The 26,487-nt window shown below is 66.6% G+C and carries 22 protein-coding genes; 11 read left to right on the forward strand and 11 right to left on the reverse strand.

The annotated features are described in order from the left end of the window. Nucleotides 1–16: 16 nt before the first annotated feature. Complete coding sequence (locus QW881_RS21110; RefSeq protein ID WP_315716165.1) at nucleotides 17–145, reverse strand: hypothetical protein; 129 nt, start codon at nucleotides 143–145, stop codon at nucleotides 17–19. Between QW881_RS21110 and QW881_RS21115 the strand changes: the two genes are divergently transcribed. Together QW881_RS21115 and QW881_RS21120 are read left to right on the forward strand one after the other, a co-directional pair. Next, nucleotides 126–1,439, forward strand: a complete 1,314-nt coding sequence (locus QW881_RS21115) for a cation diffusion facilitator family transporter (protein WP_315756456.1) — start codon at nucleotides 126–128, stop codon at nucleotides 1,437–1,439. The genes QW881_RS21110 and QW881_RS21115 overlap by 20 nt on opposite strands. Nucleotides 1,440–1,646: 207 nt before the next feature. Then, on the forward strand, nucleotides 1,647–3,971 hold the full coding sequence (locus QW881_RS21120) for a PAS domain-containing sensor histidine kinase (RefSeq protein WP_315739819.1): 2,325 nt from the start codon (nucleotides 1,647–1,649) through the stop codon (nucleotides 3,969–3,971). 242 nt (nucleotides 3,972–4,213) lie between these two features. Here the strand turns inward: QW881_RS21120 and QW881_RS21125 are convergent, their stop codons facing one another. Continuing rightward, on the reverse strand, nucleotides 4,214–4,360 hold the full coding sequence (locus QW881_RS21125; protein WP_315756458.1) for a hypothetical protein: 147 nt from the start codon (nucleotides 4,358–4,360) through the stop codon (nucleotides 4,214–4,216). Between QW881_RS21125 and QW881_RS21130 the strand changes: the two genes are divergently transcribed. Continuing rightward, nucleotides 4,344–4,856: an isoprenylcysteine carboxyl methyltransferase family protein gene (locus QW881_RS21130; protein WP_315739821.1), complete on the forward strand. Its 513-nt coding sequence runs from the start codon at nucleotides 4,344–4,346 to the stop codon at nucleotides 4,854–4,856. The genes QW881_RS21125 and QW881_RS21130 overlap by 17 nt on opposite strands. A gap of 255 nt (nucleotides 4,857–5,111) precedes the next feature. Continuing rightward, nucleotides 5,112–5,453, forward strand: a complete 342-nt coding sequence (locus QW881_RS21135; RefSeq protein WP_315756576.1) for an antibiotic biosynthesis monooxygenase — start codon at nucleotides 5,112–5,114, stop codon at nucleotides 5,451–5,453. 202 nt (nucleotides 5,454–5,655) lie between these two features. On the opposite strand, the gene QW881_RS21140 is transcribed toward QW881_RS21135, so the two are convergent. Then, entirely contained in the window at nucleotides 5,656–6,549 is an 894-nt protein-coding gene (locus tag QW881_RS21140) for a LysR family transcriptional regulator (protein WP_315739822.1), read from the reverse strand. Between the two features lie 261 nt (nucleotides 6,550–6,810). On the opposite strand from QW881_RS21140, the gene QW881_RS21145 reads away from it, so the two are divergent. From QW881_RS21145 to QW881_RS21165, 5 genes are read left to right on the forward strand one after another with little or no spacing between them, the layout of a single operon-like run. Further along, nucleotides 6,811–7,287 carry a formate dehydrogenase subunit gamma gene (locus tag QW881_RS21145; RefSeq protein ID WP_315739931.1) on the forward strand — a complete coding sequence of 159 codons (477 nt, stop codon included), beginning with the start codon at nucleotides 6,811–6,813 and terminating at the stop codon, nucleotides 7,285–7,287. Beyond that, nucleotides 7,284–8,840, forward strand: coding sequence for an NADH-quinone oxidoreductase subunit NuoF (locus QW881_RS21150; protein WP_315756459.1), 1,557 nt, complete (start codon nucleotides 7,284–7,286; stop codon nucleotides 8,838–8,840). Before QW881_RS21145 ends, QW881_RS21150 begins: the two co-directional genes overlap by 4 nt. A 25-nt stretch (nucleotides 8,841–8,865) precedes the next feature. Then, nucleotides 8,866–11,745: a formate dehydrogenase subunit alpha gene (gene fdhF, locus QW881_RS21155; RefSeq protein ID WP_315756460.1), complete on the forward strand. Its 2,880-nt coding sequence runs from the start codon at nucleotides 8,866–8,868 to the stop codon at nucleotides 11,743–11,745. 1 nt (nucleotide 11,746) lies between these two features. Further along, entirely contained in the window at nucleotides 11,747–12,595 is an 849-nt protein-coding gene (gene fdhD / locus QW881_RS21160) for a formate dehydrogenase accessory sulfurtransferase FdhD (protein WP_315756461.1), read from the forward strand. Beyond that, nucleotides 12,585–12,827, forward strand: coding sequence for a formate dehydrogenase subunit delta (locus tag QW881_RS21165; RefSeq protein ID WP_315739826.1), 243 nt, complete (start codon nucleotides 12,585–12,587; stop codon nucleotides 12,825–12,827). The genes fdhD and QW881_RS21165 overlap by 11 nt, the downstream gene beginning before the upstream one ends. A 33-nt stretch (nucleotides 12,828–12,860) precedes the next feature. Here the strand turns inward: QW881_RS21165 and QW881_RS21170 are convergent, their stop codons facing one another. The 4 genes from QW881_RS21170 to QW881_RS21185 all read right to left on the reverse strand — a co-directional run bounded on the left by QW881_RS21170 (nucleotide 12,861) and on the right by QW881_RS21185 (nucleotide 19,782). Further along, nucleotides 12,861–15,818, reverse strand: a complete 2,958-nt coding sequence (locus QW881_RS21170) for a bifunctional [glutamine synthetase] adenylyltransferase/[glutamine synthetase]-adenylyl-L-tyrosine phosphorylase (RefSeq protein WP_315756462.1) — start codon at nucleotides 15,816–15,818, stop codon at nucleotides 12,861–12,863. Next, the gene (locus QW881_RS21175; protein WP_315756463.1) at nucleotides 15,815–17,275 is read right to left on the reverse strand and encodes a sensor histidine kinase; all 1,461 of its coding nucleotides are present in this window, start codon (nucleotides 17,273–17,275) and stop codon (nucleotides 15,815–15,817) included. Before QW881_RS21175 ends, QW881_RS21170 begins: the two co-directional genes overlap by 4 nt. After that, on the reverse strand, nucleotides 17,259–17,939 hold the full coding sequence (locus QW881_RS21180; RefSeq protein WP_315739932.1) for a response regulator transcription factor: 681 nt from the start codon (nucleotides 17,937–17,939) through the stop codon (nucleotides 17,259–17,261). The genes QW881_RS21175 and QW881_RS21180 overlap by 17 nt, the downstream gene beginning before the upstream one ends. Nucleotides 17,940–18,198: 259 nt before the next feature. Continuing rightward, nucleotides 18,199–19,782 carry a Do family serine endopeptidase gene (locus QW881_RS21185; protein WP_316159157.1) on the reverse strand — a complete coding sequence of 528 codons (1,584 nt, stop codon included), beginning with the start codon at nucleotides 19,780–19,782 and terminating at the stop codon, nucleotides 18,199–18,201. 1,462 nt (nucleotides 19,783–21,244) lie between these two features. On the opposite strand from QW881_RS21185, the gene QW881_RS21190 reads away from it, so the two are divergent. After that, complete coding sequence (locus tag QW881_RS21190; protein ID WP_315756465.1) at nucleotides 21,245–21,652, forward strand: hypothetical protein; 408 nt, start codon at nucleotides 21,245–21,247, stop codon at nucleotides 21,650–21,652. Between the two features lie 135 nt (nucleotides 21,653–21,787). Here the strand turns inward: QW881_RS21190 and QW881_RS21195 are convergent, their stop codons facing one another. Then, a complete protein-coding gene (locus tag QW881_RS21195; protein ID WP_315756466.1) occupies nucleotides 21,788–23,131 on the reverse strand; it encodes a methyl-accepting chemotaxis protein in 1,344 nt (447 codons plus the stop codon). 152 nt (nucleotides 23,132–23,283) lie between these two features. Here QW881_RS21195 and QW881_RS21200 point away from each other — a divergent pair, with 152 nt between their 5' ends. Next, a complete protein-coding gene (locus QW881_RS21200) occupies nucleotides 23,284–23,415 on the forward strand; it encodes a hypothetical protein (RefSeq protein WP_315739833.1) in 132 nt (43 codons plus the stop codon). A 48-nt stretch (nucleotides 23,416–23,463) separates the two neighbouring features. Here the strand turns inward: QW881_RS21200 and QW881_RS21205 are convergent, their stop codons facing one another. The 3 genes from QW881_RS21205 to ccmE are packed head-to-tail and all read right to left on the reverse strand — an operon-like array spanning nucleotide 23,464 to nucleotide 26,470. After that, complete coding sequence (locus QW881_RS21205) at nucleotides 23,464–23,952, reverse strand: cytochrome c-type biogenesis protein (RefSeq protein ID WP_315756467.1); 489 nt, start codon at nucleotides 23,950–23,952, stop codon at nucleotides 23,464–23,466. 5 nt (nucleotides 23,953–23,957) lie between these two features. Further along, nucleotides 23,958–25,937, reverse strand: a complete 1,980-nt coding sequence (locus QW881_RS21210; protein ID WP_315756468.1) for a heme lyase CcmF/NrfE family subunit — start codon at nucleotides 25,935–25,937, stop codon at nucleotides 23,958–23,960. Then, a complete protein-coding gene (gene ccmE / locus QW881_RS21215) occupies nucleotides 25,934–26,470 on the reverse strand; it encodes a cytochrome c maturation protein CcmE (RefSeq protein ID WP_315756469.1) in 537 nt (178 codons plus the stop codon). Before ccmE ends, QW881_RS21210 begins: the two co-directional genes overlap by 4 nt. Nucleotides 26,471–26,487: the final 17 nt, after the last annotated feature.

A 26,487-nucleotide genomic window follows, 5' to 3' on the forward strand; every position in this document is an offset into this window, starting at 1 on the left:
CGCGCGATCCCGGCTTTCATGGTGCGGCCTCGGCTGCTACATCCGCCGCCATGAGAGACGCCGCCTCCCATGTCGATTCCGGGAAAACCCGTGTCGCCGCGATCTCGATCGCGGCGAGCGCCAGCATGGCCGCGGCGAAGTTCATCGTCGGCATCCTGATCGGCAGCCTCGCGCTCGTCTCCGAGGCGCTGCACAGCGCCGTCGACGTCGTCGCCACCGTGATCACCTGGATGGTGGTTCGGGTATCGGACCGGCCGGCCGACGACGAGCATCATTACGGCCACGGCAAGCTGGAGAGCCTGTCGGCGCTGGGCGTCATCGCCCTGCTCTACGTGCTGGCCGGCGGCGTGCTGGTGGAATCCGTCAGCCGGCTGCGCGAGGCGGCACCGCCGCCGTCGCTGTCGGCGATTCCGTTCGTGGTGCTGCTGGTCGACATCGCCGTCAACTTCTGGCGCGCCCGCGCGCTGCACCGCGCCGCGCACGAGACCCACAGCCAGGCGCTCGCCGCCGACGCGCTGCATTTCGCCTCCGACGTGCTCGGCTCGATCGCCGTCATCGCCGGCCTCTTCCTCACCGCGTTCGGGTTCTGGTGGGGGGATTCCGCCGCCGCGGTCGCGGTCGCCCTGATGATCTCCGTGCTCGGCCTGCGGCTGGCGCGCTCCACCGTAGAAACACTGCTCGACCGCGCGCCAGAGGGTGCGGCCGAGAAGGCGCGCGCCGCGATCCGTTCGATCAATGGCGTCGTCGATGTCGAGCGGCTACGGGTCCGGCTCGTCGGCGCGACGCATTTCGTCGACGCCACGGTGCAGGTGCCGCGCACCTACCCGATCGACCGCGTGCACGAGATCAAGCGCGATGCGCAGGCCGCGGTCGATGCCAGCCTGTCCGGCGCCGACGTCACCTTCACGACGGTGCCGGTCGCGCTCAGCAACGAGAGCGTGCGCGAGCGCATCATGGTGATCGCGCGCAATTCCGGCCTCGCGATCCATCACGTCACCGTCCATGACGTCGGTGGCCGCCTGATCGTCGCGATCGACCTCGAGGTCGACGGCGACATGAGCCTGTTCGGAGCGCATGCGATCGCGCACGAGCTGGAACGCAGCATCCGCGACGAATTCGGCGCCGACGTCGAGGTCGACACCCATATCGAGCCGCTCGAGCCCGAGCTGCCATTCGGCGTCGATGCGCCGGCGCAGCGGATCGCCGAGATCGCCGAGGCCCTGCAGCGCCTCGCCGCCGAGACCGACATGTACGACGTGCACAATGTCCGCGTCCGCAACACCGAGGCCGGCGAGATCGTCAACTTCCACTGCCGCGCCGCACCGTCGATGAGCGTGCTGAAGGTGCACGACAATGTCGACCACATCGAGCGCGGGGTGCGTCGCGCCTTCCCGAGCGTCAAGCGCGTCATCAGTCACGCCGAGCCGCCGCACGGCTGAAGCATGAACGTCATGCTGCGTTCCCGCTTCGGACTCACTCTGCCGGCTTTTCGCCATGGCAATTCCGCATTGGATAAGATTTATTAGCTTTTGCCAAATCGTTGACTCTCGACAGCCCGACAAATCTGGATTCAAATCAACTTGATTCGGAAGCGGCTGGGGCTCTTTCGAAATTCGGGTATCCAAGAAGTTTCGGGGGTCTACAGCATGGCGCGTGCGCATGCCGCGAACGCGTGCGTCCAATCTTCTGATTCCATCAAAGGGTTGGCGCAATCGATCGCGAAACCGGCCTATCAAAGACTGCTGACTGCTGAGCCGGTATTGCGTCGTGCTGTCCCTACTTTGATCATCGCCTTTCTCGTCACCATCTGTCTCGGCGCCTTCGTCCAGGTGCTCGACCAGAGCCGTCAGAAGCGCGGCGCGACCAAGCGCGACCTAGCCGCGATCTCCGACCTGCTCGCCGACCGCATCGGTCATCTGGCGATGCGCCCGGACCGCATCGCCCACATCGAGCATCTGCAGAGCCTGCTGCCCGACCTGATCCCCGCCTGGGGAGCGGCGGCCGGACGCCACGTGATCGTCACCGGCGCCGACCACCGCATCCTGGCCCGGGTTCCGGTCGACGCAGCGCTCGGCGAGAACGACCGCATCCTCGATCTGATCTCGACCGCGCAGCTCTTGGCCACGCCCGGCCTGCAGGGCGCGGTCACCGAGATCACCTTGCCGAACGGCCGTCCGGCCTTCGCGGTGTCACAGTTGATCAAGGCGCTGCCCGGCCGCGTCGTCGTGATCCAGGAGAAGCTCGAGCCGATCTGGGGCTCGGACGCCGCGCTCTCCGTAACCTTGTCGGCGACGACGGGCTTCGTCGTGCTGATCCTGGGCTTCGCCTTCCACTGGCAGTCGACGCGCGCCCGCGAGGGCGACCTGATCAACGACGCGGTGCGTGGCCGCATCGACACCGCACTCAACCGCGGCCGCTGCGGGCTGTGGGACTGGGACCTGTCGCGCGGGCGCATCTTCTGGTCGAACTCGATGTTCGCGATGCTCGGCCTCGAAAACCGCACCGACCTCCTCACCTTCGGCGAGGTCAACGCGCTGGTGAACTCGGACGACATCGACCTGTTCGCGATCGCCGACCAGCTCGTCGCCGGCGGCATCCACCAGATCGACCAGAGCTTCCGGATGCGCCACACCGAGGGCCACTGGATCTGGCTCCGGGTCCGTTGCGAGCTCAGCCAGGGCACCTCCGACTCCGGCCTGCACCTGATCGGCATCGCGGTCGACGTCACCGAGCAGAAGAGCCTGGTCGAGAAGACCGTCGAGGCCGACCTCCGCCTGCGGGACGCGATCGAGACGATCTCGGAAGCCTTCGTGCTGTGGGACGCCAACAACCGGCTCGTGCTGTGCAACTCGCATTTCCAGAAGCTGCACAAGCTGCCGGACTCAGCCGTGATCCCCGGCACCTCCTACGAGACCGTCATCGAGGTCGGCAAGATGCCGGAGATCCGCACCCGGCTGCACGACCACAGCCAGCAGGCGCCGGGCGGGCGCACCTTCGAGGCCCAGCTCGACGACGGCAGTTGGCTGCACATCTCCGAGCGCCGCACCAAGGACGGCGGCTACGTCTCGGTCGGCACCGACATCACCCGCATCAAGGAGCACGAGCAGAAGCTCGTCGACAACGACCTGCGCCTGCGCGCCACCGTGATCGACCTGCAGCGCTCGCAGAGCGCGCTGGAGCGCCAGGCGATCGAGCTCGCCGACCTCGCCGAGAAGTACTCGCAGGAAAAGACCCGCGCCGAGGAAGCCAACCAGACCAAGTCGAAATTCCTCGCCAACATGAGCCACGAGCTGCGCACGCCGCTCAACGCCATCATCGGCTTCTCCGAGATCATGGGCAGCGGCATGTTCGGCTCGCTCGGCTCGGAGAAATATCAGGAGTATTGCCACGACATCCTGACCTCTGGTCAGTATCTGCTCGAAGTGATCAACGACATCCTCGACATGTCGAAGATCGAGGCCGGCCGCATGAAGCTCGACATGGAGCCGCTGGACCTCGCCAAGACGCTAGCCGAATCCCTGCGCGTCGTCTCCGGCCGCGCCCAGGACAAGAGCCTGGTGCTCGACGCCGACATCGGAGGCAGCATCCCCGTCGTCGCCGACCGCCGCGCCACCAAGCAGATCATGGTCAACCTGCTGTCCAACGCGGTGAAGTTCACTCCCGAAGGCGGCCGGGTCACGATGCGCAGCCGCGTGTTCGAGGACAAGGTCGTGCTCATCATCGCCGACACTGGCATCGGCATCCCCGCCCAGTCGCTGGCGCGGCTCGGCCGACCGTTCGAGCAGGTCGAGAGCCAGATGACCAAGACCTATCACGGCTCCGGCCTGGGGCTCGCGATCGCCCGCTCGCTGGCCCAGCTGCACGGCGGCTCGATGCGGCTGCGCTCGCGGCTGGAGTTCGGCACCGTGGTCCGCGTCACCCTGCCCCGCGACGCCCATAAGGCAACAGCGAGCATCTCCGTCGCGGCATGAGTTGCGTGCGTGGTGCCGTAGGGTGGGCAAAGGCGCGCCCGCGAGACGCGCGTTGAGCTGTGCTCTCTCGCGCGCCGTGGCCACCGATGTTCGCGACGCAGACGGTGGGCACGCGCCGCCCTGCGGGCGGCTCTTTGCCCACCCTACGCCAGCTACAAAAACGTCGTCGTGCACGGCTGCATCGACAAAGACCGCTGTCGTCCCAGCAACCTCTCGCGGTACATGACGCCCAAGGTCTGCAATCATCTGCCCTTTTCGCCGCGTGCGCTGACATCGGCCTCGCACTTAGTAAGCAACATTGGCAGAATGTGGTATTGACGCACCTGCGCATCGGCAACTAAGGCAATCGCTCCGAAATCTGGAGTGCCGAGCGTGATCATCGCCTTCATTGTCGCCGCCTTTGCCTATCGTTTTGCCATGCTCGCCGTCTCGATCCGCAACGAGAAGCGGCTGCGCGCCAACGGCGCGACCGAATACGGAGCGTCGGTTTCGCGCTGGCTTGCGATCGCCCATGTCGCCTTCTACCTGGCCGCGACGACCGAGGGCCTTGTCCGCGACGCCCCGGTCGACGCCGTCAGCATCACGGGGTTCGTGATCTATCTGTTCGGTGCGGTGATGCTGTTCGTGGTGTCACGGCTGCTCGGCCGGTTTTGGACCGTCAAGCTGATGATCGCGCGGGATCATGCGCTGGTGACGCATCCGCTGTTCCGGATGGTCCGCCATCCCAACTACTTCCTCAACATCCTGCCCGAGCTGATCGGCTACGCCCTGACGCTGCACGCCTATGTCACGCTCGTGGTCGGCATGACCATCTATGCCGTGCCGCTCGTCTTGCGCATCCGGCAAGAGGAGAAAGTGATGCGGGAGAGGTTTGCGGGCTATTAGTCCTGCCACGCCACGATCACCCTCAATTCGGGGGGCGTCAATGGGAGGGCGCGAAGCGGCCTCGCTGACGATGGAAGCTGGAATCTCCATATGGTTCGGGACGGCGGATTCCGAGTTCAAGACCTATAGGTCTTGCCCCGGAGCGATGGTGGCTGTCTGACACATCGGTCGCAGAAAGCGCAATTTTGACCAAGTGCACTGCCACCGGCCTGTGCGAGTTCTCGGGTGAACATCATCACGACGGAGGACGATCAGATGCTGAAGCGTATATGGCGCGGCTGGACCAGGGCGGCGGATGCCGATGCCTATGAGGAGCTGCTGCGGTCAACAATCTTTCCGGCCATTGTGGATCAGGCAATCGAAGGATTTCTAGGCATCGAGCTGCTGCGCAGACCGCTGGAGGCCGAGGTCGAATTCGTGACGATCATGACCTTCGTCGATCAGGCGGCGGTGGTTCGCTTTGCGGGTCCAGCGCATGACACGGCGGTGGTGCCGCCCGCGGCGCGGAAGCTGCTCAGCCGCTATGACGGCCATGCCGCGCATTATGAGCTGAAGACCACGCGCCACGCGCAAGGTCAGGGTTCCGCGACCGCATGAGAGCCCGAAGTCTGCCGATGACGCCAGCGAGGTCGGTGACGACGCCGACCGTCGCCACGGCAGCAACCTGGATTGCCTCGTTGCGCTCGCAATGACGGGAGGAGACAATTTGCGCCGTCATGGCGAGCGCAATCCAGGGGCATTGTTCACCGCCGGTGGTGAGACACGGCGTCAGCGGCAACTCAGCTGCCGGACATGCGCCTCACGCCTGCAGGCTCGGTGCGACCTCGCGCGCGACCTGCACCAGGGCTGCGATCAGCGGCGTCATCGGGTCACGCTGCGGGATGACGAGGCCGATCTGGTAGTTGATCACGGGATCGATGATCGGGATCGAGCGCACCTTGTCGGCGAGGCCGAGCGTCTCGGCAAGCTTGGCCGGCATGACACTGGCCCAGCGGCCGGTCTTCACATGGGTGTAGAGCACGAGCAGCGAGTTCGAGGTGAGCGTTGGCGTGACGTCGTTACCGGCGGCGCGCAGCGCGCGATCGATGATGCGGCGGTTCTGCATGTCCGGCGTCAGCAGGCACAGCGGCACCTGCCCGACCTCCTGCCAAGTCACCTGCTCGCGATCGCCGAACATCGCGTCGGGCGCGGTCAGCAGGCGGTAGCTTTCGTTGTAGAGCGGGATGGTTCTGACACGGCCAATCGGCTCGTTCTCGATGTAGGTCAGGCCGGCATCGACCTCGAGATTCTCCAAGAGGCCGAGCACGTCGGCCGACGTGCACGACATGATGCGGAACCGGACCTCCGGATGCTTGGCGCGGAACGGCGTCGTCAGCGAGGCCACCATGCCGAGCACGGTCGGCACCGCTGCGATGCGGATCTCGCCCGACAGCTTGTCCTTGAGGCCGTTGATCTCCTGGCGCATCGCCCGGAAGTCGCCGACGATCCGGCGCGCCCAATCCAGCGTTCGCTCGCCTTCGGGCGTGAACCCCTGGAACCGCGATCCCCGCTGCACCAGCATCACGCCAAGGATCTCCTCCAGCTGCTTGATGCTCGTCGACATGGTTGGCTGGGTGACGCCGCACGCCTCCGCCGCACGGCCAAAATGACGCTCCTTGGCCAACGCCAGCAGCAGTTCGAGCTTGTCGATCAAGAGGTCGGCCTTCCAGCGGTTGAACGGCCCGGTTCCGCACGTTTTCGGCGTTGCCAGCCATGGTGAAACCCTATCACGACGAGGGGGGCGCCGACATGGTAAAACACGCCGCAGCCCTGTCGCGCGAACGCCTGTTTTTCGTCAACTTCTAGCTATCTCTCGATTGCGTTTCGCTATCGCAGCACGGGACTGCTTTATTGATATCTTGAGCAATTCCAATTTGGATGTGCGAAACGCTTGCAACGCAGAATCGGGATCAGGATGACGCCGGTGTACGAAAGTTGGGACGCGGCGCGCGGCGCCGAGATCATCGCCGAACATAGCAGCATGGAGGGCGCAACCTTGCCCATCCTCCATGCGTTGCAGGAGACGTTCGGCTACGTGCCGGAGGATGCCATTCCGATGATCGCGTCCGCCCTGAACCTGTCGCGCGCCGAGGTTTACGGCGTGTTCACGTTCTACCATGATTTCCGCGCCAAGAAGGCCGGTCGTCACGTGCTGAAGCTGTGCCGCGCCGAAGCCTGCCAGGCCGCCGGCGGTGATGCGCTCGCGGCGCGCGCCGAGGCCAAGCTCGGCGTCGCCCTCGGCAACACCACGGCTGACGAGCGCGTCACGCTCGAGCCGATCTACTGTCTCGGCCTGTGCGCAACCGCGCCGTCGGCCATGCTCGATGGACGCCTGGTCGGCCGGCTCGACGAAGCCCGGATCGATGCTCTCGTCTCGGAGGCCCAGCGATGAGCGTGCGTCTTTTTGTCCCGTGTGATGCCGGCGCGCTCGCTGTCGGCGCCGATGAGGTCGCGCAGGCGCTGCACAAGGCGGCGCTGGAGCGCAATGTCGACATCGAGATCGTCCGCAACGGCTCGCGTGGGTTGTATTGGCTGGAGCCGCTGGTCGAACTGGAGACGGCGCAGGGCCGCTTCGGCTTCGGTCCGGTGACAGCCGACGACGTGCCGTCGCTGCTCGACGCCATCATCGCCGACAAGTCGCACAAGCTCTCGCTCGGCCTGACCGAGGAGATCCCGTGGCTGAAGCGGCAGACCCGCCTCACCTTCGCCCGCTGCGGCATCGTCGATCCGCTGTCACTCGAGGACTATCGCGCCCATGGCGGCTACAAGGGTCTGACGCGCGCGCTAACGCTGTCGCCGGATGCGGTCATTGCCGAGGTCACGACGTCGGGCCTGCGCGGCCGCGGCGGCGCCGGCTTCCCGACCGGCATCAAGTGGAAGACGGTGGCGCAGACGGCGGCCGACCGCAAATACGTCATCTGCAATGCCGACGAGGGCGACAGCGGCACCTTCGCCGACCGCATGCTGATGGAAGGCGATCCCTTCGTGCTGATCGAAGGCATGACCATCTGCGGGATCGCGGTGGGCGCCACCAAGGGCTACATCTACACGCGCTCCGAATATCCGCACGCGATCGCCACCATGACCAAGGCGATCGACATCGCCCGGAAGGCCGGCCTGCTCGGCGACAAGATCGCCGGCTCCAACCACACCTTTGATCTTGAGGTGCGCACCGGCGCCGGCGCCTATGTTTGCGGCGAAGAGACCGCGCTGATGGAAAGCCTCGAAGGCAAGCGCGGACTGGTTCGCGCCAAGCCGCCGCTGCCCGCCCATCATGGCCTGTTCGGCAAGCCGACCGTGGTCAACAACCTGCTATCGTTCGCCGCGATCCCCTTCATCCTCAATGAAGGCGCCAAGGCCTATGCCGATTTCGGCATGGGGCGCTCGCGCGGCACGATGCCGATCCAGATCGCCGGCAACGTCAAGTTCGGCGGGCTGTTCGAGACCGCGTTCGGCATCACGCTGGGCGAACTCGTCGACGACGTCGGCGGCGGCACCTTCACTGGCCGCCCTGTCCGCGCGGTGCAGGTCGGCGGGCCGCTCGGCGCCTACTTCCCGCGCGCGCTGTTCGACACGCCGTTCGACTACGAGGCGTTCGCGGCCAAGGACGGCCTGATCGGCCATGGCGGCATCGTCGTGTTCGACGACACCGTCGACATGTCGAAGCAGGCACGCTTCGCGATGGAGTTCTGCGCCATCGAATCCTGCGGCAAGTGCACGCCCTGCCGCATCGGCTCGACGCGCGGCGCCGAGACCATCGACAAGATCCGCCGCGGCGAGCGCGTCGCCGAGAACATCGCCCTGGTCGAAGACCTCTGCGGCACTATGAAGCTCGGATCGCTCTGTGCACTCGGCGGCTTCACGCCCTACCCTGTGCTCTCGGCGCTGAAGCACTTCCGCGAAGATTTCGGCCCCCAGCAGCCGCGCCTGCAGGCTGCGGAATAAGATATCGGGAACAAGGACACCGACCATGTCGCTCATCCACGAAACCGATTACGGCACACCGCTCTCCAAGTCCGAAAAGATGGTCACGCTCACCATCGACGGCCAGAGCATCACCGTTCCCGAGGGCACCTCGATCATGCGCGCGGCCATGGAGGCCGGGACGCAGATCCCGAAGCTGTGCGCGACCGACATGGTCGACGCGTTCGGCTCGTGTCGCCTCTGCCTCGTCGAGGTCGAAGGCCGCGCCGGCACCCCGGCCTCCTGCACCACGCCGGTGGCCGCGGGCCTCGTCGTCCACACCCAGACCGAGCGGCTGAAGAAGCTGCGCAAGGGCGTGATGGAGCTCTACATCTCCGACCATCCGCTCGACTGTCTGACCTGCGCCGCGAATGGCGATTGCGAGCTGCAGGACATGGCCGGCGCGGTCGGCCTGCGCGACGTCCGCTACGGCAACCAGGGTGAGAACCATGTGTTCGCCGACGCCTGCGGCGAGGCCAATCCGGCCTGGCTGCCGAAGGACGAGTCGAACCCCTATTTCACCTACGATCCCTCCAAGTGCATCGTCTGCTCGCGCTGCGTCCGCGCCTGCGAGGAAGTGCAAGGCACGTTCGCGCTGACCATCTCCGGCCGCGGCTTCGACAGCCGGGTGTCGCCGGGCATGAGCGAGAGCTTCCTCGGTTCGGAATGCGTGTCGTGCGGCGCCTGCGTACAGGCCTGCCCGACCGCGACCCTGACCGAGAAGAGCGTGATTGAGATCGGCCAGCCGGAGCATTCGGCGGTCACCACCTGCGCCTATTGCGGCGTCGGCTGCGCCTTCAAGGCGGAGATGCGCGGCGAGGAAGTCGTCCGCATGGTGCCGTACAAGGATGGCAAGGCCAATCGCGGCCACTCCTGCGTCAAGGGCCGCTTCGCCTATGGCTATGCGACCCACAAGGAGCGCATCCTCAAGCCGATGATCCGCGAGACCATCGACCAGCCCTGGCGCGAGGTCTCCTATGACGAGGCCTTCAAGTTCGCCGCCGACAAGCTGCGCGGCATCCAGGCCAAATACGGCCGCGACTCCATCGGCGGCATCACCTCGTCCCGCTGCACCAACGAAGAAACCTATCTGGTGCAGAAGCTGATCCGCGCCGGCTTCGGCAACAACAATGTCGACACCTGCGCCCGCGTCTGCCACTCGCCGACCGGCTATGGCCTCGCCACCACCTTCGGCACCTCGGCAGGCACGCAGGACTTCGACTCGGTCGAGGACAGCGACGTCATCATGGTGATCGGCGCCAACCCGACCGACGCGCATCCGGTGTTCGGCTCGCGCATGAAGAAGCGGCTGCGCGAGGGCGCCAAGCTGATCGTGGTCGATCCGCGCAAGATCGACCTCGTGAAGTCAGCGCACGTCAAGGCGGACTATCATCTGCCGCTGCTGCCCGGCACCAACGTCGCCATCCTGACCGCGCTGGCGCATGTCATCGTCACCGAAGGCCTCGTCAACGAGACCTTCGTGCGCGAGCGCTGCGACTGGAGCGAGTTCCAGGACTGGGCCGAGTTCGTCGCGCTCGAGAAGAACAGCCCCGAGGCGATCGCCAGCATTTCCGGCGTGGACCCGGAAGCGATCCGCGGCGCGGCCCGGCTCTACGCCAAGGGCGGCAACGGCGCGATCTACTACGGCCTCGGCGTGACCGAGCACAGCCAGGGCTCGACCACGGTGATCGCGATCGCCAACCTCGCGATGGCGACCGGCAATATCGGCCGCCGCGGCGTCGGCGTGAACCCGCTGCGCGGCCAGAACAACGTGCAGGGCTCCTGCGACATGGGCTCGTTCCCGCACGAGCTGCCGGGCTACCGGCACATCTCGGGCGACGCCGTGCGCGACCAGTTCGAGGCGATGTGGAACGTCAAGCTCAACCCTGAGCCGGGCCTGCGCATCCCGAACATGTTCGACTCCGCGATCGAAGGCACCTTCATGGGCCTCTACGTGCAGGGCGAGGACATCCTGCAGTCGGATCCCAACACCACGCATGTGGTGCAGGCGCTGTCGTCGATGGAGTGCGTCATCGTCCAGGACCTGTTCCTGAACGAGACCGCCAACTACGCCCACGTGTTCCTGCCCGGCTCGACCTTCCTGGAGAAGGACGGCACCTTCACCAACGCCGAGCGCCGCATCCAGCGCGTGCGCAAGGTGATGAGCCCGCGCAACGGCCTCGCCGATTGGGAGGTCACGATCGGTCTCGCCAAGGCGATGGGCTTCGAGATGAAGTACAACCATCCGTCCGAGATCATGGACGAGATCGCGGCGCTGACGCCGACCTTTACCGGCGTTTCCTACCAGAAGCTCGAGGAGATGGGCTCGGTGCAGTGGCCCTGCAACGAGAAGTTCCCCGAGGGCTCGCCGATCATGCATGTCGACGGCTTCGTCCGCGGCAAGGGCAAGTTCGTGGTCACCGAGTATGTCGCGACCGACGAGCGCACCGGCCCGCGCTTCCCGCTGCTGCTGACCACCGGCCGCATTCTGTCGCAGTACAATGTCGGCGCCCAGACAAGGCGCACCGACAACGTGGTGTGGCATGGCGAGGACGTGCTGGAGATCCATCCGCACGACGCCGAGCAGCGCGGCATCCGCGACGGCGACTGGGTGCGGCTGACGAGCCGCGCCGGCGAGACCACGCTGCATGCGCTGATCTCCGAGCGCGTGGCGCCGGGCGTGGTCTACACCACCTTCCACCACCCGCTGACCCAGGCCAACGTCATCACGACAGACTATTCGGACTGGGCGACCAATTGCCCGGAGTACAAGGTCACGGCGGTGCAGGTGTCGCAGTCCAACGGACCATCGGACTGGCAGAAGGCCTATGACGAGCAGGCCCGCAACTCGCGTCGCATCGCCCCGATCGTGGAGGCGGCGGAGTAGCATGACCGATGCAGTGCGCATCGCGGATCGTCTGGTCTGGCGCGACGGAGCCCTCACCGAGGGCCACCGCCGCGTGCCGGAGGAGACCGCGGTCGCGCTGACCTATAATGGCGGCACCCAGGCCGTCATGATGGCGACCCCGCAGGATCTCACCGACTTCGCCATCGGCTTCAGCCTCAACGAGGGCATCATCGCCAGCCGCGACGACATCATCTCGCTCGATGTCGTCGAGCTCACCGACGGCATCGAGCTCAGGATGTGGCTGCCGCCGGAGCTTGCTGTGCGCATGGCAGAGCGCCGGCGCAGCCTCGCCGGTCCCACCGGCTGCGGACTGTGCGGCATCGACTCCATCGCGGAAGCGGTGCGGCCGGTGGCGCGCGTGCCCGCGGGCCGGCGCTTCGCGCCGCGCGACGTCATGACCGCGCTCGCCGCGATCGAGCCGCTGCAGAAGCTCAATCGCGAGACCCGCGCCGTGCACGCCGCGGCGTTCTGGACGCCGGCGCGCGGCATCGTTGCGCTCCGCGAGGATGTCGGCCGCCACAATGCGCTCGACAAGCTCGCCGGCCACCTCGCGCAGGCGCGAAGCGTTGCGACCGAAGGCATCGTGCTCATGACGAGCCGCGTCTCCGTCGAGCTGGTGCAGAAGGCCGCGGCGATGGGCGCACCCGTTCTGGTCGCAGTGTCAGCACCGACCGCGCTCGCCATCCGCATGGCCGAGTCCGCCGGGATCACGCTGATTGCGGTGGCCCGCAACGACGGCTTCGAAATCTTCACCCATCCCGACCGGATCGTCGCGAGCGCCGAGACCGGCGCGCGATCAACACAGACGGACAACACCCATGTCGCATAACCCCTCCGAGCGCCTCGTCTACATGGCCAACCAGATCGGCAAGTTCTTCCAGAGCCAGGGGCAGGAGAAAGAGGTCGCCGGCGTCGCCGAGCACATCAAGAAGTTCTGGGACCCGCGGATGCTCAAGACGATCTATGCGCATCATGATGCCGGCGGCGCCGGCCTCGACCCGGCGGTCAAGGAAGCGATCGGCCGGCTGAAGCAGGCGGCGGTCACCAAGGAAAAGGCATAGGCGGCCGGCTGTCCTACCGCGCGCCTGGTCCGGTCATCCCTCCACGAGTGCGGTGAACACGCGCCGCACCTCGGTCTGCGTTTCGCGCAGCCTCGCCTCGAGCGCCGAGAAATCCGGCGCGTCGCCCGCCCGGGTCATCACCCGCAGCAGGTCCTCGCCGGCCTGATCCGGCTTGAACTTGTCGCTGACGCACAGCCGCACGATCTGCGTCAGATCGTGATACAGCCGCGCGGCCTGACGCAGGATCACGGCTTCAGCACGCGGTAGCACGCCGAGCCGCTCGGCATTGTCCAGCACCGCAAGCGTGCTGACATCGAGAATCTCCGGCTTCGTCGCAGCATGGACGAGCTGCAGATATTGGGCGACGAAGTCGATGTCGACCATGCCGCCGGCGGCGTGCTTGAGATCCCACAGATCGGCCTCGCCCTTCTCGGCCGCGATCGCGCGGCGCATGTCGGCGACGTCGCGCGCGATCGCGCTCCTGTCGCGCGGCCGGCGCAGCGCCGCCTGGATGATCTCCTCGATGCGCGCCCGAAACGCCGGCGACGCCGAGATCACCCGCGCGCGCGTCAGCGCCATGTGCTCCCAGGTCCACGCCTCGTGCTCCTGGTAGTGCGCAAAGGAGTCGATGTGCGAGGCCAGCGGACCGGCGCGACCCGACGGCCGCAGCCGCATGTCGATGTCGTAGAGCACGCCGTAATTGGTGCGCGACGTGAAGGCCGAAATCAGCCGCTGGGTGAAGCGTGCAAAATAGTGCGCGCCCTGCAGCGAGCGCTCGCCGTCGGAATCCGGCGCGTCGGCATCGAAATCATACAGCAAAATCAGGTCGAGATCGGAGGAGGCCGTCATCTCGCGCGCGCCGAGCCGCCCCATCGCGACGATCGCGGTCTCCTGGCCCTTGATGCGGCCATGCTGGGCGGCAAAGCGGTCGGTCACGAGGTCATGCACGGTGTGCACGATGCCCTCGGCGACATCGGCGAACGCGGTGCCGGCCTGCTGCGCCGACACCGTCCCGGAGAGGATGCGCGTGCCGATCAGGAACAGGCTCTCCTGGCCGAACAGCCGGAGACGATCGAGAAACTCCTCATAGGTCCCGGCATCCTGCAGCGTCGACGCCAGCCGGTCCGACAATTCGCGCCGGTCCGGGATGGCGCCGAAGAAGCGCGGATCGATCAGACCGTCCATCAGCCGCGGCTGCCGCGCCAGCATGTCGCCGAGCCGAGGCGCCGCCCCGAGCACGAGCGCGACGAGCGCGACGAGATCGCGGTTCTGCCCGAGCAGGGTGATCAGGCGGCCGCCGAGCTGCAGTGCCTGCAGGAAACGGTCGAAGGCGACGACCGCGCGATCCGGCTCGTCGGCATGGGCGAGGCCATCGATCAGCGCGGGCAGAAAATCGGTGAACGCGGTGCGCGTCGCATCGGTGCGGAACACGCGGTACTCGCCCGCGAGCCATTGCTGCAGGGTCTTGGCGACCATCACCGGATCGCGGAAGCCCAATCCGGCAAGATGCTCCATCAGGCGCGGCTCGTCGGGACCGGCGCCGTAGTTCACCGCCGGCAGGCTGACGGTGCCGGTGGGATCGCCCTCGAACAGCCGGGCGTAGTGTCCCTGCACGACGTCGAGATGGAACAGCAGATCGGTCGCGAACCGCTCGCGGCTTTCATAGCCGAAAAAGCATGCGAAGCGGCTCACGCCCTCGATATCGTCGGGCAGGCTGTGGATCTGCTCGTCCGCCATCATCTGCAGCCGGTGCTCGACCCGGCGCAGGAACTCATAGGCCGTGGTGAGCTCGTCACGCGCCTGCTCCGTGATCCACTTGCTGGCGGTGAGCACGTCGAGCGCCTGCAGGGTCGGACGCACCCGCAGCTCGGGGTGGCGGCCGCCGGCGATCAGTTGCTGGGTCTGGGCGAAGAACTCGATCTCGCGAATGCCGCCGCGCCCGACCTTGACGTTGTGGCCCTCGACCGCGATCTCGCTGTGGCCGCGGTAGACCTGCATCTGCCGCTTCATGTCGTGGACGTCGGTCAGCGCCTGGAAGTCGAGATGCTTGCGCCATACGAACGGTGACAGCTCCGCCAGCATCGCCTCGCCCGCGACGACGTCGCCGGCACAGACCCGCGCCTTGATCATCGCGGCGCGCTCCCAGGTGCGGCCCTCGCGCTCGTAGTAGTGCAGCGCCGCCTCGGTCGACATCGCCACCTGCGTCGAGGCCGGATCCGGCCGCAGCCGGAGATCGACGCGGAACACATAGCCGTCCGCGGTGCGGCTCTGCAGCAGCCGCGCCATCGCTTGCGTCACGCGGACGAAGAACGGCTGCGGCTCGATGTCGCGCGCCAGCGAGTTGATCTCGGGATCGAAAAACACGATCAGGTCGATGTCGCTCGAATAGTTGAGCTCGCCCGCCCCCATCTTGCCCATCGCGAGCACGAACAGGCCGCTGCCGTGCTCCGGATCGTCGGCATCAACGGGCGCAAGCCGGCCGCGCACCGTCTCCAGGCGCAGCAGATACCGCAGCGCCATCTGCACCGAGGACACCGCGACGTCGGTCAGCGCCGCCGTCACCTGCATCACCGGCCAGACGCCGCCAATGTCGCACAGCGCGATCAGCAGCGCCGCCTCGGATTTCAGCCGCCGCAGCAGGCTCATCACCTCGGTTTCGCTGGAGGCGGCGAACACCTCGCGGCCGGTGCGGGCGATCAGCTCGGCGAGATGCGCCTGCGGCTCGCTGCGCAGAAGACGGTCCAGACGATGGCCGTCGGCGCGCACGAGATCGAACAGATAGGGCGAGCACTCGGCAATCCCGAGCAGGATGGTTCGCGGCCAGCCGCCGGCGAGCAGCGCGCGGAGCGAGACGGCCAAGGACGGCTCGAGCTCGGCGAGCCACTCGTGGAGGCGGTGTTCGGCTTTGTCGGGCGCACGGACATGCGGGCCGGCAACGAAACGTTCGGCCAGCATCTGCCCGTCCGCGTTTCCCGGCGCGGATGAGGTCATGCGGCCTTCTGTGGCACATCCTGCGCCGGCGCCGCAAGCTTCGCGGGCACGCCGGCACCGGCCGGCAGCACCAGGGTCGCGATCAGGCCCGGCTTGGCATCGCCGAGCCGGAGCTCGCCGCCATGCAGGGTCGCCACCGCGGCGGCGAGGCTGAGGCCGAGGCCGGACCCCGGCAAGGTGCGGGACGCCTCAAGCCGGACGAAACGCTCGACGGCGCGCTTGCGCTCAGCCTCGGGAATGCCCTCGCCATGATCGGTGACGCTGAGCAGCACCTGCCCGCCCTCGCGCCGCGCCTCGATCAGGATCTCGCGGCTATCAGCGGCGGCGGCGGCATCGAGCGGCAGCGCGGCCGGCTTGCCGTATTTGATCGCGTTCTCGACGAGATTGGCGAGCGCCTGGCTGATCAGCTCGCGATTGCCATGCACCGGCGCGGCCGCGGCCTTGACCCGCAACGTCATCTCATTGTCCTCGGCCAGCGGCTCGTACAATTCGTGGATGCCGCCGGCAACCTCGGCCGCGTCGAACTCGACCATGTCGCCGCGCGCCTGCCCCGACTCCGCCCGCGCGATCATCAAGAGCGCGTTGAAGGTGCGGATCAGGCCGTCGGATTCCTCGATCGTGCGCTCCAGCGCGGCGCGATATTCGTCCTCGGAGCGCGACTTCGCCAGCGCCTCCTCGGCGCGGTTGCGCAGCCGCGTCAGCGGCGTCTTCAGGTCATGCGCGATGTTGTCGGAGACCTCCTTGAGGCCGGTCATCAGCGCCTCGATGCGCTCCAGCATCGCGTTGAGATTTTCCGCCAGGCGATCGAGCTCGTCGCCGCTGCGCCCGACCGGCAGACGGCCGGAGAGATCGCCATCCATGATCCGCCGCGTCGTGCCGGTCATGGCATCGATCCGGTGCAGCACGCGCCGCGCGACGAAGATGCCGCCGCCGATGCCGAGCACGACCACCACCAGCACCGACCATTGCGCCGCCTTGGCGACGATGCCGAACAGGCGGCGGCGCTCCTCGAGATCGCGGCCGATCAAAAGCCGAAAACCGCTGGAGAGCTGCGTGACATAGACCAGCGCGCGGTGGCTATGCTCGGTGCTGTCGTCGAGCCGCCGGTAGAACGTCTCCGACCAGCCGGACGAGCCCATCACGCCCGGCGCCAGCGAGCCGACATTGCCGGCGATGGCCTGCCCGGTCGGCGTGGTGATGAGATAGAGATTGGCGCCGGGCCGGAGCGCGCGGCTCTCGATCGCGCCGACGATTCCGCGCAGGCCCCAGCGGGCGAAGATGTCGGTCATCTCGCTGATCTCGGAGGTGACCGTGGTCGAGATCTGCTCGGTGATGAGGCGGCGGGTGTTCCAGGCGAAATAGCCGAGCAGCGAGGCTGCGAACAACGCAAACAACAGCAGATAGACCAGCGTCAGCCGGAACGCCGTGGTGCGGATCAGCTTACCGAAGGCCGTCACGGATCATGTACCCCGCGCCGCGGATGGTGTGGAGCAGCGGACGGTCAAAACCCTTGTCGATCTTGGAGCGCAGCCGCGAGATGTGGACGTCGATCACGTTGGTCTGCGGATCGAAGTGATAATCCCAGACGTTCTCGAGCAGCATCGTGCGCGTCACCACCTGCCCCGCATGCTTCATCAGATATTCGAGCAGGCGGAACTCGCGCGGCTGCAGGGTGAGCTCGTCCTTGCCGCGCGCGACCCTGTGAGAAAGACGGTCGAGCTCGAGATCGCCGACCTTGTAGGTCGTCTCCTCCGCCGGTCCGCCATGGCGGCGCGACAGCACCTCGACGCGGGCGAGCAGCTCGGCAAAGGCGTAGGGCTTCGGCAGATAGTCGTCGCCGCCGGCGCGCAGGCCCTTGATGCGGTCGTCGACCTGGCCGAGCGCCGAGAGGATGAGCACCGGCGTCCGGTTGCCCTCGTCGCGCAGCGCGCCGATCAGCGACAGGCCGTCGCGCTTGGGCAGCATGCGGTCGACCACCAGCACGTCGTAGTCCCCGCTTTCGGCCATGGCGAGCCCCTCCTCGCCGTCGCTGGCGAGGTCTGCGACATGTCCGACCTCGCGGAACGCCTTGACCAGATAGTCGGCGGACTCGCGGTCGTCTTCGATGATCAGGAGGCGCATTGCGGAAACGGGGGCGGTGGTCACGGTTGGTGTCCATCTACATGGACCGGCCGCGGTTTCCGTGCAAGGCGGCGTGGGCCCGGGGTTGATCGGCAGCAAAGTGGGCGGTGAGGTTGGGGGACCTCACCGCCCGAGTTCCTTCCGACGGAGGGGGGCGTTGTCCAACGGAAGGTCTGTGGGAGCGGAACTTTAAGCCCGCCCCAGGGAGAGCCGCCGACGCGGGGGCACTTGCCGGCGGCCTCCCATCTCGTAAGGGCTCTTAGCCCTTGGCCAGCGGCACCGCGACGAAGCGCGACTGGCCGCCGCTCTTCACACGCATCAGCACGCTGTTCTTGTTGTCGGCCTTCGCGGCGTTGATGGCCTCGCGGACGTCGCCGGCCGAGGTCACCGACTTGCCCGCGACCTCCAGGATGACGTCGCCTTCCTTGAAGCCGCGATCGGCGGCCGCGCTCTTCGGATCGACCTCGGTGACGACGACGCCGTCCTTGCCGGCGCCGGCAACGCTCGACGCGGGCGCGACGGTCATGCCGAGCTTCGGCACGTCGGCGCCGCGGGTCGGGCTCGCATTGTCGCCGCCGGTGTCGGCCTTGGCCTCGATCGTGTTCGGCAGCTTGCCGAGCGTCAGGTTGATGGTCTTCTCCTGGCCCTTCTGCAGGACGTTGAGCTTGACCGAGGCGCCCGGCGCAATGCCGCCGATGGTGCGGGCGAGCTCACGCGCGTCCTTCACCGGCTCGCCATTGACCGCGGTGATGACGTCGCCGGACTGGATGCCGGCCTTCGCCGCCGGACCATTGGCCTGGGGCTCTGCGACCAGCGCGCCCTCGGCCTTCTTCATGCCGAGGCTGTCGGCGATATCCTGCGTCACCGGCTGGATCTGCACGCCGATCCAGCCGCGGCTGACCGAGCCGCTGTCCTTGAGCTGCGCGATCACGCTCTTGACCGTCGAGGCGGGGATCGAGAACGCGATGCCGACGCTGCCGCCGGACGGCGAATAGATCGCGGTGTTGACGCCGACGACATTGCCGTCGACATCGAACGCCGGACCGCCGGAGTTGCCCTTGTTCACGGGGGCGTCGATCTGGATGAAATCGTCATAGGGGCCGTTGCCGATGTCGCGGCCCACCGCCGAGACGATGCCGGCCGTCACCGTGCCGCCGAGGCCGAACGGATTGCCGACCGCCAGCACCCAGTCGCCGATGCGCGGCTTGCCGTCGGCGAGCTTGGCGAACGGGAAGTTCGTGCTGCCCTCCACCTTGATCAGCGCCAGATCCGTACGCGGGTCGGTGCCGATCACCTTGGCGCTGTAGGTCTTGCCGTCGTCGGTCGTCACTTCGACCTTGTTGGCGCCATCGACCACGTGGTTGTTGGTCACGGCATAGCCGTCGGCGGAGATGAAGAAGCCGGAGCCCTGCCCGGTCACGGCGCGACCACCGCCGCGGCCGCCGCGACCCGGCATGCCGGGAATGCCGTTCTCACCGCCGAAGCGGCGGAAGAAGCGCTCCATCGGCGAGCCCGGCTGGAACGGCGTATCGTCGTCGCTGTCGTCCTTGGCGACCTTCTCCGCGATGTTGACCTTGACCGAAATCACCGACGGCTTGACCCGCTCCACGATGTCGGCAAAGCCGACCGGGCGCGCGACCTTGCTGACCTCGTTCGCGACCTGCGCGTGCGCCGAGGTCGAGAACAGATCGACCGGCGCCCCCTGCGGCGACAGGCCATAGGCGGCGACGCCGAGGCCCGCGACCACGGAGGCCATCAGCGCGAACTTGCGCGCCGAGAACAGCCCGCGCCGGGGCTGGCGATAGGACGGAAGCGAGGACAGGTCGGTCGGACGGTCAGTCATACGGTTTTCTCCGCAAGCGATTTTGGTCAAGGTCTAAACTTGGGTCCCGGGCTGTGCGCCCCGTTCGCCAGTGAAGATGGGGGCCGCCGCCTTACGGCGTGCTGGCTGCGGCGTTAAACTTCTGTAATGGATGGACACGAACACTGCGGCGGAATGGCGCAGATGCAGGGCCGCGGACGAAAAGACGTTTAAGCCCAATAGCTTGCCAAAGCCTCGGTCGCCCTCTGGCGGCCATCATTTTGGCCGCTCCAACCAAAGTCGCACCCCGCGCCCCTCCCTCGCTCCAGGGCAGGTTAGCCGCAGGGCTAATCCTGCCGCCACGCCCCCGGCTCCGCAAAACGGCGGACGACGCTGGCGCTCATCGGCCCTCCTTATCCCGCCCGCGTCGGCGACCGGCCGTAGCCCGCATGAGCGAAGCGACATGCGGGGATCACCGAAGCTGCGAATGTCGCGCAAACCCCCACCCCACCCTCACCCGTCATTCCCCGCGAAAGCGGGGAATCCAGTACGCCGCGCCCTCTCGGCTCACAATGACCGCCTCGGCGTACTGGATCCTCCGCTTTCGCGGAGGATGACAGCGGTGCTTGAGGCTTACTACTTGCCCCCGACTCCGTCATTGCGAGCGGAGCAACATCCCGATCCACATTGTCAAACATCACTCGGAGATGCGTAACGACGAGAGACGAGCCCTATCATCCTCGCGACGCATCCCGCGCCCGAGCTATGCCCTTGAACTCGCACCCTCGCATCGAGGGCACAGGGAAGGCCGGGCGCTGGCCGCGCCCGTGGCCCGCCTGCGGAAAAAAATGCAGGCGGCAGGTACCACAGGTCTGGCCGAACACACCCGGCCCTCCCTGTGCGATGGTTTTAACATTTATACGTGCTCTCCCCGGGGACCGGCTCATTGACCCCGTCGCCGGCGGATCATCACCACCGGCTTGGCCTCAGCACCGGGAGGCCAGGACGACACGATTTCCTGTCCGCAGTCAGCCGTTCGTCGGCGAGGCAAAACCCCGCTGCAGCCGCCCGCATCCATCGCATTCCGCAACCCGCGTCCGTGACGATCGCGATACGCTCCCTCAGCGGTACGGAACGGGCGGAGCATACGGGTGATTTGGGGTGGGAGGCAAGAGGATTTTCGTTTTTCGGAATGCATTGACTGCTTTTCCGAAGAACGGATGATCTAGGCGACGGGCAAGGGGTGAAGTTGGTACTGCCCTATCCAATACTCGGACGACAACCAAGCCTTAGACAAAAGCCGTTCGGAAATCCTCCGTTTCGCTTCTGCAAAGCTTCTGATTACCACAGGGTTCATAGGTTCAATGAGGCTGCCATGTGTTCATTTCCGAAGTTCGACCCTGCGGAGCCGACATTTCGATCTCGGCGCAGCGATTCATTGCTCTGTACTTTATGGGTACTCTCCGGCCGTAAAGGCTTATACTAAGAGTGGTGGGGAAATGGGATGGCACATCGAACTGCATCGGCACTTGTTGCTGGCCTGCTGATTTTGGGGGCAACACCCTGCCACGCGGGCGCGATTTGGTACTGCTCGATTCTTGATGACGGCAAGCCAAAGGTTGTGAAGTATACAATCAACCAAAGCCAAGTGGTCGTTGAAGACGGGACCACTCAAGGTCAATCTCAAAAGCGACTCACGCTTATTGAAGATAACGCCAATGGCCTAATAGCGGTGGCTTTGGGCGTATCAACCGAGCCGTCAAACGAACTTATCGAAAAATATCTCAACGGCGGCAAGCCCGACTACAGGACACGAGTGCTGATCTTGAACAAGAAGACTGGCGAGATGAGCGATGTGCAGGTATCAACTCGTGACAAGCCTGTTGAAACTACCGGATCGTGCAAAGACTGAAGATGGACACTGGTAGGAGCACCGTGCTGCATGCCAGCAAGCTTAGCCCGGACGAGGGTAGCGACATCCGGGTTCACCTCTACAGGTCGTTAGATCCCGGATATCGCTGCGCTCATCCGGGCTACGAATATCTCCTCAACTCGCCTTCACGCTCACTATGAACGCATCCACCTCGCGCTTCAGCGTCTCGGCCTGTTGCGACAGCTCGCCGGCGGCGTCGCGAGCCTCAGAGGCGAGGCGGCCGGTTTCGGCCGAGGTGGAGGTGATCTGGGCGATGTGGTTGGAGACGTCGAGGGTGCCGCGGGCGGCTTCCTGGACGCTCTTGGAGATGTCCTGGGTGGCGTTGCGCTGCTGCGAGGTGTCGACCTCGATGCCGGACATGATGGCGCTGATCTCGGAGAGCGTGGTCGAGATGCCGTCGATGGCGCCGCGGGTCTCGGCGGTGATGCCCTGGATGCTGGCGACGTGGGCGGAGATCTCGTCGGTCGCCTTGCTGGTCTGGTTGGCGAGGTTCTTCACCTCCGACGCCACGACCGAGAAGCCCCTACCGGCCTCGCCGGCGCGGGCGGCCTCGATGGTGGCGTTCAGCGCCAGCAGGTTGGTCTGCGAGGCGATCGCCTGTACCAGCTGGACGACGGCGCCGATCTTCTCGGCGGCGTCCGACAGCGAATGGATGGTGTTCTTGCTCTTCTCGGCCTGCGACGCCGCGCCCTCGGCGCGCTGGGTGGCGTCGGAGACGCGGCGGCTGATGGTGCCGATCGAGCTCGACATCTCCTCGGCCGAGCCGGCCACCGTCTGCACGCTGCGATTGGCGTGGTTGGCGGCGGCCTCGACCGCATTGGCCTTGGCGGAGGTGTCGTTGGCGGCGCGCGACAGGGTCTCGGCATTGCTCTTCAGCCGGACCGCCGAGGACGCCACGCTGCCGACGACGCTGGCGACGAGCTCGTTGAAGGAATGGATGCGGCCGTCGAGAAAGCGCGAGCGCTCGCCCTGGCGCTGCGCCTCCTGCAGCTCGCGCTCCGTGAGGCGCTGGCGCTCGATGCCGTTGGTCTTGAACACCTCCAGCGCGCCGGCGAGCTGGCCGATCTCGTTGCTGAGGCCGAGGCCGGGAATGCGCGTGTCGAATTTCTGGTCGGCGACGTCGCGCATGGCGCTGACCATCGCGGCGAGCGGGCGCAGGATGCCGTTCTGCACGGCGGCATAGGTCATCAGGCAGACGGCGCTGGCGAACACGGCAATGGCGACGCAGGCCATGAGGAAGTAGGAGAACGCCGACTGCGCCTGCTGATAGGTCAGCATCGCATGATCGCGCGCGGGGCCGCTGAGACTGGCGAAATCCGACGACAGGCTGGTGATCTGGTTGTTGAGATAGAGCACCGCGATGAAGCCGGTGCCGCCGCCGATCGCCAACAGCATGAGGAGAGAGGCCACGACGCCCCCCACGAGGAAGCGGATCGTCAGATTACTGTTGGAGAACATCGGATTTGCCCGGGTACGTCAGACGGAATGTCAACGCACACTTCCAGACAAAGGTAAAATAAGATGAAAGCACGGGGGCGGGGCGAGCACGGGGTTTTGCGGGCTACCGGCCGAAGCAAGATGGAGCATCGAAGGCATGCTGGACGCTGACCATGAGCACTCCGGCCACGTTCTGCCTTCCGCTCCTCACCCTGAGGAGCCCGCCGCAGGCGGGCGTCTCGAAGGGCGAGGCCCGCGCTGTGGCCTCATGGTTCGAGACGGCGCTGCGCGCCTCCTCACCATGAGGGTGAGCTCCGAAACCGGCGCGGCGCATCGACCATAAGTCGCGCACTTCATGTCGCCGGCGGCGGCTTTTCCGCGGCCATCAGCGCCGCAAGCCGCGCCTCCTCCTCCGCCGTCAGCTTCGGCGTGGCCTCCGGGCCGCGCTGGCCGCGGCGGCGCACCTGCAGCCACAGCGCAAGCCCGCCGCCGAGCAGCAGCACCGGCGGCAGCAGCCACAGCAACAGGGTCTGGCGCTCGAAGCGCGGCTTCAGCAGCACGAACTGGCCGTAGCGCGCGACCAGGAAATCCAGCACTTGATTGTCACTATCACCGGCGGCGAGACGCTCGCGCACCAGGAGGCGCAGGTCGCGCGCCAGCGGCGCATCGGAATCGTCGATCGACTGGTTCTGGCAGACCATGCAGCGCAGCTCGCGCGACAGCGCGCGGGCGCGCTGCTCCTTGGCCGTGTCGGCCATGACCTCGTCGGGCTGCACCGCATGCGCCACCGGCGCCGCGACCAGCAGCAGCGCGAGCGCCGCGAGACCGAGAATGCGTCGCATCCGCCCTACTCCGCCGGCTGCAGCGCGTGCGCGGCACGCGCCGGCCGCGGCGCGCCGACGCGCAGGCGCCGGTCGGACAGCGACAGCAGGCCGCCGAACGCCATCAGCACCGGACCGAACCAGATCAGCAGCACCAGCGGCTTGTGATAGATGCGCACGGCGAGGCCGCCGTCGGCGGTGGCATCGCCGAGCGAGACGTAGAGCTGGCTGACGCCGCGGGTCATCAGCGCCGCTTCCGTCGTCGACATGCCGCGGGTGGCGAAGCTGCGCTTGCTCGGCGTCAGGACGCTGAGCTGCCTGCCGTCCTCGCTGATGACGAAGGTGCTGACGACCTCGCTGAAGTTCGGGCCCTGGCGCTGGGTCATGCCGTCGAACTTGATCTGGTAGCCGGCGAGATTGCGGACGTCGCCGGGACGGAGCGTGCTGATCAGCTCGCTGTTCCAGGTGGTCTCGCAGACGATGCCGAGCAGCGCGACGCCGAGGCCGGCATGCGCGAACGCCGTGCCCCACACCGAGCGCGGCAGGCCGCGGGTCCGGTGCAGCGCGGTCCTGAACGGCACGCGGGCCACGCCGCTGCGCTCGACCAGATCAACGACGGAGCCAGTGATCACGAACACACCGAGGCCGATGCCAACAGGCGCCAGCGCGCTGCCGCCGCGCGCCCACGCCCAGACGATCGCGATCGCCACCAGCGCGGTGATGCCGGCCGCGAGCAGCCGCTGCATCGCGGCGACGAGATCGCCGCGCTTCCACGCCAGCATCGGGCCAAACGGCACCATCAGCAAGAGCAGCGCGAACAAGGGGCCGAAGGTGATGTTGTAGAAGGGCGCGCCGACCGAGAGCTTGAAGTCGAGCGCCTCCATGATGACCGGATAGAGCGTGCCGAACAGCACGGTGGCACAGGACACGGTGAGCAGCAGATTGTTCAAGACCAGCGCGCCCTCGCGCGAGATCGGCGCGAACAGGCCGCCCTGCTTCAGCGCGGTGGCCCGGCCGGCGAACAGCGTCAGGCTGCCGCCGATGAACAGCACGAGGATGCCGAGGATGAAGACGCCGCGCGTGGGATCGCTGGCGAAAGCGTGCACCGAGGTGATGACGCCGGAGCGCACCAGGAAGGTGCCGAGCAGCGACAGCGAGAAGGTCAGGATCGACAGCAGGATGGTCCAGACCTTGAGGGCGTTGCGCTTCTCCATGACGACGGCGGAGTGCAGCAGCGCGGTGCCGGCGAGCCAGGGCATCAGCGAGGCGTTCTCGACCGGGTCCCAGAACCACCAGCCGCCCCAGCCGAGCTCGTAATAGGCCCAGTACGAGCCCATGGCGATGCCGAGCGTCAGGAAGATCCAGGCCATCAGGGTCCACGGCCGCACCCAGCGCGCCCAGGCGGCATCGATGCGGCCCTCGATCAGCGCGGCGATGGCGAACGAGAACGAGATCGAGAAGCCGACATAGCCGAGATAGAGCATCGGCGGATGCACGGCGAGGCCGATGTCCTGCAAGACGGGGTTGAGGTCGCGGCCCTCGATCGGCGGGGTGGCGAGGCGCGTGAACGGGTTCGAGGTGGTGAGGATGAACAGATAGAACGCGGTCGCGACCCAGGCCTGCACGGCGAGCACGCGGGCGCGCAACGACAGCGGCAGGTTGTTGCCGAAGGCCGCGACCATGGCGCCGAACAGCGCCAGGATCGACACCCACAGCAGCATCGAGCCTTCGTGGTTGCCCCACACGCCGGTGACCTTGTAGAGCAGCGGCTTCATCGAGTGCGAGTTCTCGAACACGTTGGCGACGGAGAAATCCGAGGTCACGTGCAGGGTGATCAGCGCGATGAAAGACAGGCCGGCGAACAGCAATTGCGCCAGCGCCGCCGAGCGGCCGACATTCATCAGCGCGACGTCGCGCTGGGCGGCGCCCAGCATCGGCACGGTCGACTGGATCAGCGCCAGCGCGAGCGCCAGCACCAGGGCATAATGTCCGCTCTCTGCAATCACTGCGTCGCTCCTGCCGCGCTCTTGTCAGCCCCCTCGCGCATCGACACCGGGCTTGGTGTGGCTGCGCCGGCTGGCTTGGCGCCGGCTTGCGGCTTGCCGTAATCGTCCTTCCAATGACCCTGCTTCTTCAGGCTGTCGGCGACTTCCTTGGGCATGTAGGTCTCGTCATGCTTGGCGAGCACGGTGTCGGCCTTGAACACGCCGTTGGCATCGAGCGCGCCCTCGGCGACGACGCCCTGCCCTTCGCGGAACAGATCCGGCAGGATGCCCTTGTAGGCGACCGGCAGCTTGGCGCCGCCGTCGGCGACCTCGAAGCTGATGTCGAGATCGTCGCCGCGCTTCAGCGAGCCCGGCTGCACAAGGCCACCGAGCCGGAAGCGCTTGCCCGGGCCGATATGCTTCTCCGCCACCATGGTCGGGGTCGAGAAGAACACGATGGAGTCGCGCAGCGCATTGAGCACCAGCCCTGCCGCGACCGCGAGCACGAACAGCGCACCGCCGATGATCGTCAAACGCCTCTGCTTGCGTGTCATCCCGTCATCCCGTTGGC

It is taken from the genome of Bradyrhizobium sp. SZCCHNS3016 (assembly GCF_032484535.1).
Classification (GTDB): domain Bacteria; phylum Pseudomonadota; class Alphaproteobacteria; order Rhizobiales; family Xanthobacteraceae; genus Bradyrhizobium.

What these genes read in the sequence shown, in the direction of transcription:
- QW881_RS21115 (WP_315756456.1), top strand. Translation starts at nt 126, where the DNA reads ATGGCCGCGGCGAAGTTCATCGTCGGCATCCTGATCGGCAGCCTCGCG.
- QW881_RS21110 (WP_315716165.1), bottom strand. Translation starts at nt 145, where the DNA reads ATGAACTTCGCCGCGGCCATGCTGGCGCTCGCCGCGATCGAGATCGCG.
- QW881_RS21120 (WP_315739819.1), top strand. Translation starts at nt 1,647, where the DNA reads ATGGCGCGTGCGCATGCCGCGAACGCGTGCGTCCAATCTTCTGATTCC.
- QW881_RS21125 (WP_315756458.1), bottom strand. Translation starts at nt 4,360, where the DNA reads ATGAAGGCGATGATCACGCTCGGCACTCCAGATTTCGGAGCGATTGCC.
- QW881_RS21135 (WP_315756576.1), top strand. Translation starts at nt 5,112, where the DNA reads ATGCTGAAGCGTATATGGCGCGGCTGGACCAGGGCGGCGGATGCCGAT.
- QW881_RS21145 (WP_315739931.1), top strand. Translation starts at nt 6,811, where the DNA reads ATGACGCCGGTGTACGAAAGTTGGGACGCGGCGCGCGGCGCCGAGATC.
- QW881_RS21150 (WP_315756459.1), top strand. Translation starts at nt 7,284, where the DNA reads ATGAGCGTGCGTCTTTTTGTCCCGTGTGATGCCGGCGCGCTCGCTGTC.
- fdhF (WP_315756460.1), top strand. Translation starts at nt 8,866, where the DNA reads ATGTCGCTCATCCACGAAACCGATTACGGCACACCGCTCTCCAAGTCC.
- fdhD (WP_315756461.1), top strand. Translation starts at nt 11,747, where the DNA reads ATGACCGATGCAGTGCGCATCGCGGATCGTCTGGTCTGGCGCGACGGA.
- QW881_RS21165 (WP_315739826.1), top strand. Translation starts at nt 12,585, where the DNA reads ATGTCGCATAACCCCTCCGAGCGCCTCGTCTACATGGCCAACCAGATC.
- QW881_RS21170 (WP_315756462.1), bottom strand. Translation starts at nt 15,818, where the DNA reads ATGACCTCATCCGCGCCGGGAAACGCGGACGGGCAGATGCTGGCCGAA.
- QW881_RS21180 (WP_315739932.1), bottom strand. Translation starts at nt 17,939, where the DNA reads ATGCGCCTCCTGATCATCGAAGACGACCGCGAGTCCGCCGACTATCTG.
- QW881_RS21185 (WP_316159157.1), bottom strand. Translation starts at nt 19,782, where the DNA reads ATGACTGACCGTCCGACCGACCTGTCCTCGCTTCCGTCCTATCGCCAG.
- QW881_RS21190 (WP_315756465.1), top strand. Translation starts at nt 21,245, where the DNA reads ATGGCACATCGAACTGCATCGGCACTTGTTGCTGGCCTGCTGATTTTG.
- QW881_RS21195 (WP_315756466.1), bottom strand. Translation starts at nt 23,131, where the DNA reads ATGTTCTCCAACAGTAATCTGACGATCCGCTTCCTCGTGGGGGGCGTC.
- QW881_RS21200 (WP_315739833.1), top strand. Translation starts at nt 23,284, where the DNA reads ATGAGCACTCCGGCCACGTTCTGCCTTCCGCTCCTCACCCTGAGGAGC.
- QW881_RS21205 (WP_315756467.1), bottom strand. Translation starts at nt 23,952, where the DNA reads ATGCGACGCATTCTCGGTCTCGCGGCGCTCGCGCTGCTGCTGGTCGCG.
- ccmE (WP_315756469.1), bottom strand. Translation starts at nt 26,470, where the DNA reads ATGACACGCAAGCAGAGGCGTTTGACGATCATCGGCGGTGCGCTGTTC.